Annotated in this window: 15 protein-coding genes; 8 read left to right on the top strand and 7 right to left on the bottom strand. The window is 72.0% G+C overall.

Annotation, left to right across the window (positions count from 1 at the left end; all coding sequences use genetic code 11):
- Positions 1 to 255: 255 nt before the first annotated feature.
- Entirely contained in the window at positions 256 to 2,553 is a 2,298-nt protein-coding gene (gene treS, locus CBF90_RS12725; protein WP_023953856.1) for a maltose alpha-D-glucosyltransferase, read from the top strand.
- A gap of 154 nt (positions 2,554 to 2,707) precedes the next feature.
- Here treS and CBF90_RS12720 read toward each other — a convergent pair whose 3' ends face one another.
- Together CBF90_RS12720 and CBF90_RS12715 are read right to left on the bottom strand one after the other, a co-directional pair.
- Positions 2,708 to 3,952, bottom strand: a complete 1,245-nt coding sequence (locus CBF90_RS12720) for a hypothetical protein (protein WP_088380752.1) — start codon at positions 3,950 to 3,952, stop codon at positions 2,708 to 2,710.
- A 190-nt stretch (positions 3,953 to 4,142) separates the two neighbouring features.
- Complete coding sequence (locus tag CBF90_RS12715) at positions 4,143 to 5,447, bottom strand: MFS transporter (RefSeq protein WP_242435673.1); 1,305 nt, start codon at positions 5,445 to 5,447, stop codon at positions 4,143 to 4,145.
- A gap of 70 nt (positions 5,448 to 5,517) precedes the next feature.
- Here CBF90_RS12715 and CBF90_RS12710 point away from each other — a divergent pair, with 70 nt between their 5' ends.
- Together CBF90_RS12710 and CBF90_RS12705 are read left to right on the top strand one after the other, a co-directional pair.
- A complete protein-coding gene (locus CBF90_RS12710; protein ID WP_023953863.1) occupies positions 5,518 to 6,126 on the top strand; it encodes a TetR/AcrR family transcriptional regulator in 609 nt (202 codons plus the stop codon).
- Positions 6,123 to 6,824, top strand: a complete 702-nt coding sequence (locus CBF90_RS12705) for a FadR/GntR family transcriptional regulator (protein WP_023953865.1) — start codon at positions 6,123 to 6,125, stop codon at positions 6,822 to 6,824. Before CBF90_RS12710 ends, CBF90_RS12705 begins: the two co-directional genes overlap by 4 nt.
- 7 nt (positions 6,825 to 6,831) lie before the next feature.
- On the opposite strand, the gene CBF90_RS12700 is transcribed toward CBF90_RS12705, so the two are convergent.
- Positions 6,832 to 7,020 carry a hypothetical protein gene (locus CBF90_RS12700; RefSeq protein WP_023953867.1) on the bottom strand — a complete coding sequence of 63 codons (189 nt, stop codon included), beginning with the start codon at positions 7,018 to 7,020 and terminating at the stop codon, positions 6,832 to 6,834.
- Positions 7,021 to 7,196: 176 nt separating this feature from the next.
- On the opposite strand from CBF90_RS12700, the gene CBF90_RS12695 reads away from it, so the two are divergent.
- The 3 genes from CBF90_RS12695 to CBF90_RS18805 all read left to right on the top strand — a co-directional run bounded on the left by CBF90_RS12695 (position 7,197) and on the right by CBF90_RS18805 (position 10,143).
- Positions 7,197 to 8,651: a four-carbon acid sugar kinase family protein gene (locus CBF90_RS12695; protein WP_064955511.1), complete on the top strand. Its 1,455-nt coding sequence runs from the start codon at positions 7,197 to 7,199 to the stop codon at positions 8,649 to 8,651.
- Positions 8,648 to 9,544 (top strand): NAD(P)-dependent oxidoreductase, encoded by an 897-nt coding sequence (locus CBF90_RS12690; protein ID WP_023953871.1) that lies wholly within the window; start codon positions 8,648 to 8,650, stop codon positions 9,542 to 9,544. The genes CBF90_RS12695 and CBF90_RS12690 overlap by 4 nt, the downstream gene beginning before the upstream one ends.
- Positions 9,545 to 9,933: 389 nt before the next feature.
- Entirely contained in the window at positions 9,934 to 10,143 is a 210-nt protein-coding gene (locus CBF90_RS18805) for a DUF3072 domain-containing protein (protein WP_036305609.1), read from the top strand.
- On the opposite strand, the gene CBF90_RS12680 is transcribed toward CBF90_RS18805, so the two are convergent.
- From CBF90_RS12680 to CBF90_RS12665, 4 genes are read right to left on the bottom strand one after another with little or no spacing between them, the layout of a single operon-like run.
- A complete protein-coding gene (locus tag CBF90_RS12680) occupies positions 10,144 to 10,614 on the bottom strand; it encodes a BLUF domain-containing protein (RefSeq protein ID WP_088380749.1) in 471 nt (156 codons plus the stop codon).
- A complete protein-coding gene (locus CBF90_RS12675; RefSeq protein ID WP_088380781.1) occupies positions 10,611 to 10,853 on the bottom strand; it encodes a hypothetical protein in 243 nt (80 codons plus the stop codon). The genes CBF90_RS12680 and CBF90_RS12675 overlap by 4 nt, the downstream gene beginning before the upstream one ends.
- Positions 10,850 to 11,206, bottom strand: a complete 357-nt coding sequence (locus CBF90_RS12670) for a DUF6804 family protein (protein ID WP_023953879.1) — start codon at positions 11,204 to 11,206, stop codon at positions 10,850 to 10,852. Before CBF90_RS12670 ends, CBF90_RS12675 begins: the two co-directional genes overlap by 4 nt.
- Positions 11,207 to 11,265: 59 nt before the next feature.
- Positions 11,266 to 12,495 (bottom strand): ROK family transcriptional regulator, encoded by a 1,230-nt coding sequence (locus CBF90_RS12665; RefSeq protein ID WP_064955509.1) that lies wholly within the window; start codon positions 12,493 to 12,495, stop codon positions 11,266 to 11,268.
- Between the two features lie 88 nt (positions 12,496 to 12,583).
- On the opposite strand from CBF90_RS12665, the gene xylA reads away from it, so the two are divergent.
- Complete coding sequence (gene xylA, locus CBF90_RS12660; RefSeq protein ID WP_023953882.1) at positions 12,584 to 13,771, top strand: xylose isomerase; 1,188 nt, start codon at positions 12,584 to 12,586, stop codon at positions 13,769 to 13,771.
- 48 nt (positions 13,772 to 13,819) lie between these two features.
- The gene (xylB, locus tag CBF90_RS12655; protein ID WP_172407840.1) at positions 13,820 to 15,136 is read left to right on the top strand and encodes a xylulokinase; all 1,317 of its coding nucleotides are present in this window, start codon (positions 13,820 to 13,822) and stop codon (positions 15,134 to 15,136) included.
- Positions 15,137 to 15,140: the final 4 nt, after the last annotated feature.

Here is a 15,140-nt window from a genome sequence, read left to right as displayed (position 1 = left end):
AAAGGACCCGGTCGAGGGGTTTCCAGCCCGCGATCTCGCGGCGTCCGTGTGAGATGCGCGCCCAGGCGGCGAGGTCGGCGTGCTCGTCGTCATGATCGGGGTCTGCTTCTCGCTTCGGCGCGTTGCCGGCGCACGGATGCCGTCGCGGAGAGAACCTACGACGGTTTACCAGAAAGCTGCACTGTCCCCATAATGGTTCCCCTGCCCGGGCACCAGCCCTTTCCGCCGGATCCGCGCCGCCCCTAGCGTTGAGGCATGGCGCGCGACGACGAACAGCCGGAGGACCTGTACACCGCCCCGATCACCCTTCCGGGGGCGGCGGGCACCGACGGCGACGAGACCGATCTCGAGGTGCCCGAGATCAGTTACGACGAGCAGCGCTACCCGGCCCGCCCGCGGCGGCTGCGTCCGCGCGACCAGTTCCGCGGCGGCAGCGTCCGCCGCAACATGACCGACCCGCGGACGGCGAACGGCAGCAACCCCTCGTACGTCGAGTGGCTCGTGCGGCAGTCGATGCTCAAGGACGCCGACGTGCTCGCGCGCCAGCTGTCGGGACAGCCCGCGATGTGGCGCAATCCGTACGCCCGCCCCGACGCGCGCCGCGCGATCTCGACGACGGACGTCTGGTTCACGGCGTACCCGATCTCGCTCATCACGCGCCCCGGGCAGTCGTTCCTCGCCGCCCTCGGCGACGACGCCCTGTGGTCGGTGTTCGAACGCATCGGCATCACCGCGATCCACACCGGGCCGGTCAAGCGCGCCGGCGGCATCACCGACTGGCGCGAGACGCCCAGCGTCGACGGTCACTTCGACCGCATCAGCACGTCGATCGACCCGGCCTTCGGCACCGAGGAGGAGTTCCGGACGCTGTGCGACGTCGCCGACGCGCACGGCGGCAGCGTGATCGACGACATCGTTCCCGGCCACACGGGCAAGGGGGCGGATTTCCGCCTGGCCGAGATGGGCTTCAAGGACTACCCGGGGATCTACCACATGGTCGAGATCCCGCCGGAGGACTGGCACCTGCTGCCCGATGTCCCCGAGGGATACGACAGCGTCAACCTCGATCCCGCGAACGAGCACGAGCTCGCCGAGCGCGGCTACATCATCGGGGCCATGCAGCGCGTCATCTTCTACACCCCCGGGGTGAAGGAGACGAACTGGAGCGCCACGGCGCCCGTCATCGGTCCCGACGGTGCGACGCGGCGCTGGGTCTACCTGCACTACTTCAAGCAGGGCCAGCCGTCGATCAACTGGCTCGACCCGACGTTCGCGGGGATGCGCCTGGTGATCGGCGACGCGCTGCACTCGCTCGGCGAGCTCGGCACCAGCGCGCTGCGCCTCGACGCCAACGGCTTCCTCGGGGTCGAGAAGAGCGCGGAGGGTCTCCCCGCCTGGTCGGAGGGGCATCCCCTCTCGCACGCCGCGAACCACATCATCGCGGGCATGGTCCGCAAGGTCGGCGGCTTCACCTTCCAGGAGCTGAACCTGACGATCGAGGACATCCGCGACACGGGGGCGGTCGGCGCCGACCTCTCCTACGACTTCATCGGACGCCCGGGCTACCACCACGCCCTGGCGACCGGGCAGACCGAATTCCTCCGTCTCGCGCTGACCTCGTCGCTCGAGCTCGGCGTCGCGCCGGTGCAGCTCGTGCACGGGATGCAGAACCACGACGAGCTCACCTACGAGCTCGTGCACTGGGCGACGCGGCACGGCGACGACGAGTACCGCTTCCGCGGGCGCGACATCACGGGCAGCGAGCTCGCGGAGGAGATCCGAGCCGATCTCACCGAGCACCTCACGGGGACGGCCGACTACAACCGCGTCTTCACGCAGAACGGCATCGCGTGCACGACGACCTCGCTCATCGCGGCATCCCGCGGCATCGCGCGCCTCGACGACATCACCGACGCCGACGTTCCCGGCATCCGTGACGCCCACCTGCTGCTGTGCGCCTACAACGCCTGGCAACCCGGGGTCTTCGCTCTGTCGGGCTGGGATCTCGTCGGCATGCTGACGGTTCCCGCCGACGAGGTCGCCGACCTGCTGGGCGCGGGGGACACCCGCTGGATCGAACGGGGCGCGCACGATCTGCTCGATGCCGACCCCACCGCGACGCGCTCGGCCTCGGGGATGCCGCGTGGCCGGGCTCTGTACGGCGCGCTGCCCGCGCAGCTCGACGACCCGGAGTCGTTCGCCTCGCGGCTGTCGGGCATCCTCGATCTGCGCCGCGAGTACGGCATCGCGACGGCCTCGCAGGTCGACATCCCCGAGGTCGCCCATGCCGGGATGCTCGTGCTCGTGCACCGGCTCGACGAGGGTGACCCCCACGCGGACGCCGCCATGCAGGTGACGGTGCTGAACTTCTCGCCCGAGCCGACGGAGGGCACCGTGCGCTCTGAGCAGCTCGTCCCCCGCAGCGAGGTCTACGACGCCGCGTCGGGGGAGACGATCGGGCGCGTCGACGACCTGCAGAGCTTCAGCGTCTCGCTGCCGGGCTACGGGGCGACGTTCCTGGTGCTGCGCGCGCCCGAGCCTCTCGAGGACTGAGGCCGCGATACATCTGTCGGACCGGCGGTGCTGGTGTCGTCTTGGCGGCGCGTCCGGTGGACACCGGCATCGCCCGTCCGACGAATGTATCGGCAACGAGCACTCGGCGCGGGCACGCGGCTCGGGGCGCCGGGCGCCGGGCCGGAGCCCGGGTTCAGGCCAGGGCGGCGTCGATGCCGGCGAGGGGCACGGGCAGCCAGTCCGGGCGATTGCGTGCTTCGTAGATGGACTCGTACACGGCCTTGTCGAGCACGAGGGCCCGCAGCAGCACCGGGTCGAGATCGATTGCGCCGGGGGCGGCGGCGTACGACTCGACGAAGGCGTCGCGGCAGGCCGACGCCCATCCCATCGGGTCGGGGCCGTCGCCCACCGCGCCGGCGTAGTCGAACGAACGCAGCATCCCGGCGACGTCGCGCGGAGGCAGATCGGGGATGGCGCGCTCGGCCATCGGCCGCAGCGGCTCGCCCTCGAAGTCGACGATGCGCCATCCTCCGGCGGGCACAGCCAGCACCTGACCGAGGTGCAGGTCGCCGTGGATGCGCTGGAGGTGCGGCCATGGGCGCGCGAGCGCCGCGTCGTACAGCGCCCCGATGGCCTCGACGCGGTCGGCGACGGCAGGCACCTCGTTCGCCGCGATCGACAGCCGGCGGCGCCACGCCGCCCCCGTCGCCTCGACCTGCGCGGCCGCTGCCTCCGTCGTGTCGAGGGCGGCGCCGAGCGCACCGTGCACACCGGCGACGGCGATGCCGAGATCACGGGCAGCGTCGGTGAAGTCGCGGTTCTCACGAGCCGCCTCGAGGGCCACGGCCCACCCGTCGCGGACGCCCCGGAGGAACTCCTGGGCGAAGCCGAGGGTGCCGCGGGCCGCCCCCGAGTCGCGTCCGATGTCGGGCCATTCGGCGTCGAGGCTGCCGAGGAACCGCGGGACGAACGGTGAGCCGGCGTCGCTCAGCACGCGCTGCACGGTCACGTCGGGGTTCTCGCCGTGGTGGAGCGTGCGGAAGAGCTTCAGGATGATCGTCGGCTCGCCGTCGACGTCATAGACGATCGAGGTGTTCGACTGCTCGCCGGTGAGCACACGAGATCCGGTGACGCGCGTCACGTCGACGCCCATCTCGGCCAGGGTGCCGACGGTGAACCCGGTGTCCCGCGTCGCGTCGACGAGGTAGTCGTCTCCGTCGCGGGCGACCACGTCGTCGCCGTCGGCCGGCGCCGAGATCCGGGCGAGCGGCACGTTGTAGAGCGTCGGCAGCGCGCCGGCGTCGTCCATCAGGAGGTAGCGCGTCGCCCCGCCGGATGCGGGCTGCGCGTCGAGGATGCGGAATCGCGGTCGGTGGCTCTTGCCGGCATACCACCGCTGTCGCGCCGCCCAGGCGCCGAGCTCGTCTGTCAATCGCACGTTCCCACACTGTCGGTTCCGAATCTCCGAGCAAAGGGGCTGGACGCGCGCGGGGGAGAGGCGTAAGGCTCGGTCCCGACGCGGGCCCGCACAATTGCAGCGACGCGAGCGATATCGGCGTGGTGAATCGCGGCAACAGTGGCGGACGATCGCCGCGTGACAGCGGGCGAGGGCGGCCGCGTCTCGACGCTCAAGCGCGAGGCGCAGACGCGGGCGCGGCTGCGACCCCGACGCCGGCCGGGTCGCCGTCGGGTGAGGCGCGGTGCGCCGCGGCGTCGACGATCCGCGCGCGCCGTACGGTCACCGCGGCGATGACCATGAGCGCGGCGCCGAGAGCGTACGGGGCCGCGTGCGCGACGCCCGCGTAGAGGACGCCCGCGAGGATCGGGGCGATCGTGCCCATCGCCGCGGTGAGCGACTGGGTGACCCCGCCGAGCCAGCCCTGCTCGTCGGCGCCGACCGCGTTGGACATGACGCCGTCGAGAGTCGCCTGCGCCGCACCCTGTCCGGCAGCGAGCGCGAGCGCGCCCAGGACGAACAGCCACGGCTGGGCGACGAGTGCTGCGACGACGGCCAGGGCGATGAGGCCGGCTGTCTGAGCGGCGATGCCGGCCACGATGACGCCGCGTTCACCCATCCGCGGCAGCAGGTAGCCGAGCAGGATGCCCTGGACGAGGATGTCGATCACCCCGACGACGGCGATCAGCAGTCCGATCGCCGTCGGCCCCCAGCCGATGGAGTCGAGCGCGAGAACGCTGAAGTTGTTGACGAAGAAGCCGAACGGCAGGGCGAGGAGCGCGAAGGCGATGAGCAGCGCGCGCAGCTCCGGGCGGACAAAGGCGCGGCGGAACACGGCGAACGGGTTGAGATCCGACACGGCGATCGCGGGGATGCGGTTCTTGCGGTCGAGGCTCTCGGGCAGGAGGAAGACGCTGAGTGTCGCGATGAGGAACGAGATCCCGGCGGTGACGAAGACCGGAAGGGCGAGGTCGATCGCGGCGAGCAGGCCGCCGAGCGCGGGGCCGACCATCGTGCCGATCCCCGATAGCGCGCCGAGCAGCCCGAATCGCTGGGCGCGCTTCTCGGGCGGGGTGATGTCGGCGAGGTAGGCGAACAGTGCGGGAAGGTCGCCGGCCGTGGCGCCCTGGATGACGCGGGCGAGCAGCAGCACCCACAGGGCGCCTCCGACGCCGAACAGGACCATGCTCAGAGCGGCCCCGAACGACGCGACGATGATCACCGGGCGGCGCCCGAATCGATCGGAGAGGCGCCCGAGGAAGGGCGCCGCGATGAAGGCGCACAGCCCGTTGACGGCCTCGAGCGCGCCGACCCACAGCGCGAGCTCGCCCTCGCCCGAGACGTATCGCAGCACCACGAACGGGAGAACGGGCAGGACGACGGTCATGCCTGCCGTCGTGAGAGTAGTGAGCACGATCAGCATCACCCAGCGGCGGTCGGCGCCGGCGAGACGTGAGTGCGAAAAACCTGGAGTCATACCGAAACTGTATCGATACCAGGTTTGGTGTCAATACAGGTTTTGTCGCACGCGCCCTAAGATCGACGTCATGACCGAGACCGCGCCGCTGGGGCGCCGCGAGCGCAAGAAGGCGGCCACGCGCAAACGGATCTCGGATGTCGCGACGGTGATGTTCCTCGAGCGGGGGTTCGACGACGTCAGCATCCGCGAGATCGCCGATGCCGCCGACGTCTCGCCGACGACCGTCTTCGCGCACTTCAGTCAGAAGGAGGCACTGGTCTTCGACGAGGACGACGAGCAGCGCGAGCGTCTCGTCGCGGCGGTGCGTGAGCGTCCCGCCGGGACCTCGATCGCCGGCGCCATCCGCGCCTACTACGAGCGGGAGATCCGCTCGGGCGCCGCCGAGCACGGCGACGACGTGGCCCGCCGTTTCATGGAGTTCCTCAACGCCACGCCCGCGCTGCGGGACTATGCCGCGCGTATGTGGCTGCGGCACGAGGATGCGCTCGCCGAGGCGGTGGCGGCCGAGCTCGGTGAGGAGCGGCCCGACCCCCACGTCCGGGCGTTCGCGAGGTTCGTGCTCCAGATCCAGACGATGGTCAACGAGAGCGACGATCCCGAGGCGACGCTCGACGCCGGGTTCGCCGTGCTCGAGAACGGCTGGGCGGCCGTCGAGCATCGTGGAGCGGGGCGATGAGTCGCCGCAAGTCGCTCGTCAACACCGTGGCCGACGATCTGCTCGACGGCATCATCGCCGGTCGGTTCGAGCCGGGCGGCGCCCTGCCGACCGAGGCCGAGATCGGTGCGGAGTTCGACGTCAGCCGGGTGACGGTGCGCGAGGCGCTGCGCACTCTGTCGGCTCGCGGCATCGTCCGCGTGGTCTCGGGTGTGGGGTCACGGGTCGCGCCGGTCGAGGAGTGGCGGTCCGTTTCCGACGCGCTCCGGTTCCGGGCGGCGCACGGCGACGACACCCTGGTGGCGGAGCAGCTCATCTCGACGCGTCGGGTCATCGAATGCGAGGCGGCGGCCCTGGCCGCGCCCCTCATCGACGACGCCGCCTTGGGGGAGTGCGCGGCGTGCGTCGACGAGATGGTCGCGGCCGCGGCCGCGGGAGACGTCGATCGCTTCGTCGACGCCGACCTGCGCTTCCACGCCGGGATCCTCGGCGCCTCGGGCAACCTGTTCCTCGGCGTTCTCCTCGCACCCCTCACCGAAGTGCTCGCCGAGCGACGGGCGCAGACGTCGCGGGTGCCCGAGATCCAGGAGCACGCGATCGCGGAGCACCGGGGCATCGTCGACGCGTTGCGCACGCGCGATCCGGATGCCGCACGGGCGGCGATGGATCACCACCTGCAGCAGACGCTCGACGATTTCCGCCGCTACGTGGCCGGCTGAGCCGGGCTCACGCCGAATCCGGCTCGTCGTCGTCGAGGGGTACCTCGTGGCTCTGCTCCCAGACGTCGGCCTCGTCGGCCTCGGTCGACGGTGCGGGGATCTCCGGCGCCGCGCCGGCGTCGGTCGTCGGCTGCTTCTGCTCCTCGGCATCCGCTACGGGAACCTCAGGGCCGTGCTCGCGCTCGATCTCAGACATGCCTGTCTCCTCTCGTTCCTGCGGTCGGGCAACCATCTCATGCCAGCGTGCGGTTCCGGCGGGCGCGGATGCAACCCCCGCGACGCGGCGAGTGCCGGTTGACGGCGAGGATGCCGGTGCTGCATGCTGTCATACATCTGACAGCTGCCCGACTCGCTCGACGACGAGGAGATCCCATGGCGCCCACCGCCCCTCTGCCCGACCTGCCGGAGGCGTCACGACCCGACCTGGGCCTCCTCGCGGCCCGAGTGGCCGAGAGCGGGCGCGTCTTCGTCGTCCTCGACGACGACCCGACCGGGACGCAGTCGGTCGCCGATCTGCCCGTCCTCGGGGCGTGGGATGTCGCCGACCTCGCCTGGGCGCTGTCATCGGGGGCACCCGCGGTATACGTGCTGACCAATTCGCGCAGCCTCGCGCCGGCCGACGCCGAGCGCATCAACCGCGAGGTCGTGCGCGCGGCTCTCGCGGCGGCCGAGACCGCCGGCGTCCGCGTCGATTTCGTCAGCCGCAGCGACTCGACGCTCCGCGGGCATTTCCCTCTCGAACCGGACACGATCGCCCACGAGATCGCTCGGTCGGGCTCGCCTGCGCCGACGAACGTCGTCGTGGTGCCCGCCTTCCCGGATGCCGGACGCGTCACGGTGCGCGGTGTGCACGGCATCCTGTCGGACGAGGGCTTCACCCCGATCGGCGAGACGGAGTTCGCCCGTGACTCCACGTTCGGCTTCCGCTCGTCGCGGCTTGCGGACTGGGTGGCGGAGAAGACCGACGGCGCGATCGCCGCCGCCGATGTCGTCGAGGTGACCGTCGACCACCTCCGGGCGGGAGTCGCCGCGGTCGCCGCCGTGCTGCGCGCCGCACCGGCTGGTGCGCCGATCGTCGTCGACGCCGTCGTGGAGGAGGACCTCGTGGAGCTGGCCCTCGGGCTCGAAGCGGTCGAGGCGGAGGGCCGCTCGTTCGTCTACCGGGTGGGGCCGCCGTTCGTACGCGCGCGCATCGGTCAGCGACGGCGGCCGCCCGTCGATGTCGCCGAGCTCGGCGTCGATCGCGCGGCGCGCGGCGGGCTGGTCGTCGTGGGGTCGCACGTCGGCCTGACGAGCCGTCAGCTCGCGGACCTCGTTCGTCACCGGCCCCTCGAAGCCGTCGTCGAGCTCGACGTGCCGCGGCTGCTCGATCCCGCGCAGCGCGCCGCCGAGCTCGATCGAGCCGGGGCGACCATCGCGACGGCTCTGCTGCGCGGCGACGTCGTGCTCCATACGAGCCGGACCCTCGTGCGAACCGACGACCCCGACGAGAGCCTCGACATCTCGCGCCGCGTCTCGGAAGCCGTCGTCGAGGTCGTCCGCGGGGTCGTCGCTGGGGTCACGCCCCGCTTCGTCATCGCGAAGGGCGGCATCACCTCGTCCGACGTGGCCACGCGGGGGCTCGAGATCCGCCGAGCCCGCGTGCGCGGCTCGCTCTTCCCCGGGATCGTGTCGGTCTGGGAGGCCGCCGACGGCCCGGCATCCGGAATCCCCTACATCGTCTTCGCCGGGAACGTCGGCGACGACGGTTCGCTGACCGCCGCGGTCGAACGGCTCTCCCTGACCCCCGCACATCCCGCTCGAGACCGAGGAGAACCGCAGGAATGAACGAGAACCCGAGCGTCGCCGTCCTGGGACTGGGGGCGATGGGCCTGCCGATGGCCGAGCGTCTCGCAGAGACCTTCACCGTCCGCGGCTTCGACATCGCCCCCGCCCGGCTCGGGCTGGCCGCCGAGTCCGGGATCGCCCCTGCTGGTTCCGCAGCCGAGGCCGCCACGGGCGCGCAGGTCGTCCTGGTGGCGGTGCGTGACTCCGCGCAGCTCGCGGATGTCCTGTTCGGGGATGCCGGCATCGCCGACTCTCTCGCGGAGGGGGCGGTCGTCGTCCTCACGAGCACCGTCGGAACCGAGGGCGTCGCGGATGTCGCGGTCTCGCTCGCGCAACGGGGCATCGGTCTCGTCGACGCCCCGCTGAGCGGTGGTCCGGCCCGGGCGAGGGAGGGCGATCTGCTGATCGTCGTCGGGGCGCACCCCGCCGCCCTCGCCGTCGCGAGGCCCGTCCTGGAGGTGCTCGCGTCGACCCTCACGATCGTCGGGGAGCGGGCGGGTGATGGTCAGGCGCTGAAGACCGTCAACCAGCTGCTGTGCGGCGTGCACATCGCGGCCGCCGCCGAAGCGCTCGCGCTCGCCGACCGGCTCGGGCTCGACCTCGACCGGACGCTGGAGGCGCTGCAGGCGGGCGCCGCGGCGTCGTTCATGCTCGGAAACCGCGGCCCGCGCATGCTGCAGGCCTGGGACGACGAGGGCGCCGAGGTGCTCAGCCGCCTCGACATCTTCGTCAAGGACATGGGGATCGTCGGGGCCGCGGCGCGGCGCGCGGGCCTCCCGGCGCCGCTGGCGGCGGCCGCCGAGCAGAGCTACCTGCTCGCGCAGGCCCAGGGCCTGGGTGAGAGCGACGACTCCTCCGTGATCCGCATCTCCGCCCCCGCGCGACGCACCTGAGCTCCGATCTTGCGGATTCCTTGAGGTTGCTCGGTAGGCGCGTTGCGCATTCCTTGCGGTGCGTCGCCGAAGATCGAAGAACACCCGGCCACGGGGACGCTGCCCGAACGGCGTCACCGGGCCGGGTTCTCTCGTTGAGGGCTTTTCGCGGAACGCGCAAGTGCCTCGGCTTCTCGGGACGGTCGGCATAGCGTCGAGGCATGACCGACCAGAGCATCCCCACTCCCGACGAGCCGACTTTCCCGGCGCCCGCCGAACCGACCGTCCCCGTACCCACGGAACCGACCGCGCCGGCGCCCGGTGAGCCGTCTGCCCCGACCCCGCCCGCCTCGGCCGCGTCTGCAGCCGACAACCTCGGCAGCGCCGACACCCCGGACAGCGCCGACACGCTGGGCGGAACCGACGGCGGTGGCCAGGGGTCGCCCGTGAAGGATCCCGAGAACTGGGTCACCGGCGACGAGCCCATGACGGGGCCGCAGCGGAGCTACCTCGACACCCTCGCTCGCGAGGCCGGCGAGGAACTCCCCGGCAACCTCACCAAGGCCGAGGCCTCGGAGCAGATCGACCGTCTGCAGGACGCGACCGGCCGCGGCGAGTGACTACGACCCGGCCGCCGTGTCCCGCGGCGGCCGGGACGATCGCACACGGAACCACAGGCTCAGCTCTCGGGCGGCGCGCAACGTCGCACTCGGGTCGTCCGAGCCCTCGAGGTCGTCGAAGGTGTCGCGGAACCCCGCGGGGGCGTCGCCGGTCGTCTCCGCGATCGGCTGATAGCCCATCGTCCACTCGCGGAACTCGCGCTGCGCGATGGGTTGCTCGATGAGCACCCGCATGTCGAAGTGACGTGGGTCCCGGTCGATCGTGGCGAGGAGCTCGCGCACCGTCCGCTCGGGGCCCTCGAGCACCTGGACGAACCGGCCGCCGCGGTACAGCAGCATCCCGGTCAGGTCTCGCGCCGCGTTCGATGCGCGGCTCTGCGCCAGGAGCTCGGCGAGATCATCGTCGCCGAACGGGGCGCGTGCGTTGCTGGTGTAGAGGACAGACAGCAGGTCGTCGGAGGTCGAGGTCATCGGATCTCCCGGAGTTCGATGGGCGGCGTCTCGTCGGGGGTGTCGGGGGTCACGCGGGCAGCGAGCGCGCGCATGGCCGCGGTCAGCTCGACGAAGGCCCCGGCGCAGGCGGACCGGGAGTCGTAGGCGAGATACCGCCCGTCGGGCTGGCGGTCGATGTAGCCGACGAACTCGCCGGTGCGGCTCCCGACGTGGAAGCCGTCCTCGACGCGGGCCCAGACGATTCCGGTTCCGGTCATCGGGCGGCCTGCGCGCGGGGCACCCACACGAGGGTGCCGGCGGCGATGAACGTCGCTGCGCCGATGACGTGGGCGGCCAGCCAGACCGGCTGGTCGAGCGAGAACGGATACACCGGGTTCCACAGCACCGCGATCGCCGCCATCGGGACGGCCCACCACCACTGTCGCGCCTGGATCGCGAACCACGCGATGATCAAAGCCAGGATCGCCGCGATGAACGAGATCACGATCGCGAACTCCCCGCCGATGAGCGGGATGCCGGCCACGAGGGCGGCGGCCCCCAGGATGCCGGGTGCGAGCGCGTTGCGCTGCCGCTGCGGCGGCTCGACGGGGCGGGAGGATCTGGATGCCATGCGGACGTTTCTCTCGGGACGGATGCCGCGGCGCTGCGCGACCGTTCGATCGTACGAGTTCAGCGTGCGGCGACGGCGGCGCTTGACGCGGCGGTCGAATCGGTCATGGGTGTGCCGGAGCCGGTCATGACCGGGACCGGGTCGGAGAGGAGGGCGGCGAACGCGGTCTCGGCGGCGCCCACGAGGAGCCGGTCGTCGCCCAGCTCCGCCGTGCGCATGAGCGGTGCGTGGCCGGAGATCGTCTGTCGCGCGACCGCCTCGGCGAACGCGTCGACGTCGCTCTCGACGAGCGGGGCGAGGAAGCCGCCGAGCACGACCACGGCCGGATCGAGGACGTTGACCGCGCTCGCGACGGCGGAGGCGAGGATGCGGCGCTGCCGCTGCACCTCGGCTCGGGCGGCGGGGTTCGCGGCGCCGTGGACGGCCGCGCGCAGCTCGGCGCCGTCCGCGCCGGGGAGCCCCAGCGAGGCGATCAGGCGGTGCTGGCTGACCTCGTCCTCGAGTGCGGCGTGCTCGCCGGAGCGGCGGTCGGCAGCGTCCTCGACGATCGCGGGATTGTGTCCGAACTCGCCGGCGAGACCGCGTGCGCCCCCGACCAGGGCGCCTCCGACGACGAGCCCGCCGCCGATGCCGCTCGCGCCGCCGTTGAGATAGATCACGTCCGCGACACCTCGCGCGGCGCCGAAGAGGTACTCGGCGTGCGCGCCGTAGGACGCGTCGTTGCCGACGGTCGTCGGGGTTCCCGTCGCGGCCGACACGAGGTCGGCGAGCGGCGCGTCCGTCCAGCGCAGGTGCGGGGCATGCACGACGAGGCCCGCGGCCGGCTCGACGAGACCGGGGACGGCGACGCCGATCCCGATGACCGTCGTCGTGGCGAGCGGCCCCGAGCGCCATTCCTCGATGGTCTCCGCGACGAGCGAGGCGAGCTCCTGCGGCGTGATGAGGCTGGTCGTGACGGCGCGCCGACGGGCGTGCACGCGGCGGTCGAGTCCGACCGCCGCGAGTGTCACGGCGTCGACCTCGGGGTTCACGGCGACGGCGACGACGTCGGGGCGCGCGGTGATGACGGGGGAGGGGCGGCCGATGCGTCCCTCGGCGGCGCCGGCGGTCTCGGTGACGAGGCCGAGGCGAGCGAGCTCCGCCGTGAGCGCGCCGATGGTCGAGCGGTTGAGTCCCAGCTCGGCGGTGAGGGCGGCGCGCGAGATCGGGCCGTCGCGATGCACGGCGACGAGCATCCGGGCGAGATTCACACGCCGGACGAGTTCGGCGGTTCCCGGCGCGACACTCACGGGATCAGCCTACGAGAACACAGTTTGTTGACGTAATAGACAAACCGACTTACGCTGAGGTCGCAGCAATCGAAGCGAAGGAGCACGCATGCGCACCCCGACCCCGGCCGACAAGTTCACGTTCGGCCTCTGGACCATCGGCTACAACGGCACCGACCCGTTCGGCGGTCCGACCCGGCCGCCCCTCGACGTCGTCCACGCGGTCGAGAAGCTCGCCGAGCTCGGGGCCGCGGGACTGACGTTCCACGACGACGACCTCTTCGCGTTCGGATCGAGCGAGAGCGAGCGCCAGACGCAGATCGACCGCCTCAAGGGCGCGCTCGCCGACACCGGGCTGACCGTGCCGATGGTGACCACCAACCTCTTCAGCGCGCCGGTCTTCAAGGACGGCGGGTTCACCTCGAACGACCGCGCGGTGCGGCGCTTCGCGATCCGCAAGGCGCTGCGTCAGATCGACCTGGGCGCCGAGCTCGGCGCCGAGACCTTCGTCATGTGGGGCGGCCGCGAGGGCGCCGAGTACGACTCCGCGAAGGACGTCCGTCAGGCGCTGGAGCGCTACCGCGAGGCGGTGAACTTCCTCGGCGACTACGTCGTCGAGAAGGGGTACAACCTGCGTTTCGCGATCGAGCCGAAGCCGAACGAGCCGCGCGGCGACATCCTGCTTCCGACCGTCGGTCACGCCCTCGCCTTCATCGAGTCGCTCGAGCGCCCCGAGCTCGTCGGACTGAACCCCGAGGTCGGGCACGAGCAGATGGCGGGCCTGAACTTCGCGGCCGGCATCGCACAGGCCCTGTACCACGGCAAGCTCTTCCACATCGACCTCAACGGCCAGCGCGGCATCAAGTACGACCAGGACCTCGTGTTCGGACACGGCGACCTGCACAACGCCTTCGCGCTCGTCGACCTGCTCGAGAACGGCGGCCCGAACGGCGGACCGGCCTATGACGGCCCCCGCCACTTCGACTACAAGCCGAGCCGCACCGAGGACGAGACCGGCGTCTGGGACTCCGCCGCCGCGAACATGCGCACCTACCTGCTGCTCAAGGAGCGAGCCGCGGCGTTCCGTGCCGACCCCGAGGTGCAGGAGGCGCTCGAGGCGGCCCGCGTTCCCGAGCTCGCCCAGCCGACGTTCGGCGAGGGGGAGAGCTACGACGACTTCGTCGGCGACCGCTCCGCCTACGAGGACTTCGACGCCGACGCGTACCTCGGGGGCAAGGGCTTCGGATTCGTCCGTCTGCAGCAGCTCGCGACCGAGCACCTGCTCGGCGCACGCTGACACCGGCGCCGCGAGAAGCCCCGTAACGCGAGAGAAGAGGATGCCGGCATGGCGCTGGTCATGGGGGTCGACTCGTCGACCCAATCGTGCAAGGTCGTGATCGTCGATGCCGACACCGGTCGGGTCGTCCGGGAGGGGCGCGCGCCCCACCCGGACGGCACGAGCGTCGACCCCGAGTCGTGGTGGACCGCACTGCAGGCGGCGATCGAGTTGGCGGGCGGGATGGCGGACGTCGCGGCCTGGTCCATCGGCGGGCAGCAGCACGGCCTCGTCGCGCTCGACGAGCGGGGCGCCGTCGTGCGCGACGCGCTGCTGTGGAACGACACGAGATCGGCGCAGGCGGCATCCGATCTCGTCGCCGAATACGGCGCCGACCGGCTCGCCGAGCGCACCGGGCTCGTGCCCGTCGCCTCGTTCACCATCAGCAAGCTGCGGTGGCTGCGCGACCACGAGCCGGAGAACGCCGCACGCACGGCGGCCGTGGCTCTGCCGCACGATTGGCTGACCTGGCGCCTGCGCGGCTTCGGCCCGGTCGCCGACCGTGCGGCCGGGGCCGCCGCTCTGGCCGAGCTCGTCACGGATCGCTCCGACGCCTCGGGGACCGGCTACTGGAGCGCTGTCACGGGCGAGTACGACCGCGAGCTGCTCGTGTCCGCTCTCGGGCACGATGCCGTGGTTCCTCGGGTCCTCGCCGCCGACGAGTGGGTGGAGGACCGGGACGGCCGCCGAGTCGCGGCGGGCGCCGGCGACAACGCGGCATCCGCTCTCGGCGTCGGCGCGGGCGTCGGCGACGTCGTCGTCTCGATCGGCACGTCGGGCACGGTCTTCGCCGTGAGCGAGACGCCCGCGGTCGACGCGACCGGGACCGTGGCGGGCTTCGCGTCAGCCGACGGGCATCACCTGCCGCTCGTGTGCACGCTCAATGCCGCACGGGTGCTCGATGTCGTCGCCGCTCTGCTGGGGGTCGACCACGACGGCCTGTCGCGCCTCGCGCTGTCGGCCGAGCCCGGGGCGGGAGGGTTGACGCTCGTGCCGTACTTCGAGGGCGAACGCACGCCCAATCTGCCGGACGCGACGGCCTCGCTGACCGGGATGACGCTCGCCTCGACCACGCGCGAGAACCTCGCCCGTGGCGCGGTCGAGGGTATGCTGGCAGGTCTCGGTGCCGGGCTCGACGCGCTGCGCGACCAGGGCGTGCCGCTGCGGCGCGTGCTGCTGGTCGGCGGGGGAGCGCGATCGGCCGCCGTGCAGCAGATCGCCCCCGCGGTGTTCGGTCTCGACGTCGAGGTGCCCGCGCCGGGCGAGTACGTCGCGCTCGGCGCGGCTGAGCAGGCCCGCCGCGTCGCCGCGGCGGGTGCCCGTTAGATCG

The sequence above is a fragment of the Microbacterium sp. AISO3 genome (assembly GCF_002204305.1).
Lineage (GTDB): Bacteria > Actinomycetota > Actinomycetes > Actinomycetales > Microbacteriaceae > Microbacterium > Microbacterium arborescens.
This window is presented reverse-complemented; position numbering and strand designations above follow the sequence as displayed.

What these genes read in the sequence shown, in the direction of transcription:
- treS (WP_023953856.1), top strand. Translation starts at nt 256, where the DNA reads ATGGCGCGCGACGACGAACAGCCGGAGGACCTGTACACCGCCCCGATC.
- CBF90_RS12715 (WP_242435673.1), bottom strand. Translation starts at nt 5,447, where the DNA reads ATGACTCCAGGTTTTTCGCACTCACGTCTCGCCGGCGCCGACCGCCGC.
- CBF90_RS12710 (WP_023953863.1), top strand. Translation starts at nt 5,518, where the DNA reads ATGACCGAGACCGCGCCGCTGGGGCGCCGCGAGCGCAAGAAGGCGGCC.
- CBF90_RS12705 (WP_023953865.1), top strand. Translation starts at nt 6,123, where the DNA reads ATGAGTCGCCGCAAGTCGCTCGTCAACACCGTGGCCGACGATCTGCTC.
- CBF90_RS12700 (WP_023953867.1), bottom strand. Translation starts at nt 7,020, where the DNA reads ATGTCTGAGATCGAGCGCGAGCACGGCCCTGAGGTTCCCGTAGCGGAT.
- CBF90_RS12695 (WP_064955511.1), top strand. Translation starts at nt 7,197, where the DNA reads ATGGCGCCCACCGCCCCTCTGCCCGACCTGCCGGAGGCGTCACGACCC.
- CBF90_RS12690 (WP_023953871.1), top strand. Translation starts at nt 8,648, where the DNA reads ATGAACGAGAACCCGAGCGTCGCCGTCCTGGGACTGGGGGCGATGGGC.
- CBF90_RS12680 (WP_088380749.1), bottom strand. Translation starts at nt 10,614, where the DNA reads ATGACCTCGACCTCCGACGACCTGCTGTCTGTCCTCTACACCAGCAAC.
- CBF90_RS12675 (WP_088380781.1), bottom strand. Translation starts at nt 10,853, where the DNA reads ATGACCGGAACCGGAATCGTCTGGGCCCGCGTCGAGGACGGCTTCCAC.
- CBF90_RS12670 (WP_023953879.1), bottom strand. Translation starts at nt 11,206, where the DNA reads ATGGCATCCAGATCCTCCCGCCCCGTCGAGCCGCCGCAGCGGCAGCGC.
- xylA (WP_023953882.1), top strand. Translation starts at nt 12,584, where the DNA reads ATGCGCACCCCGACCCCGGCCGACAAGTTCACGTTCGGCCTCTGGACC.
- xylB (WP_172407840.1), top strand. Translation starts at nt 13,820, where the DNA reads ATGGCGCTGGTCATGGGGGTCGACTCGTCGACCCAATCGTGCAAGGTC.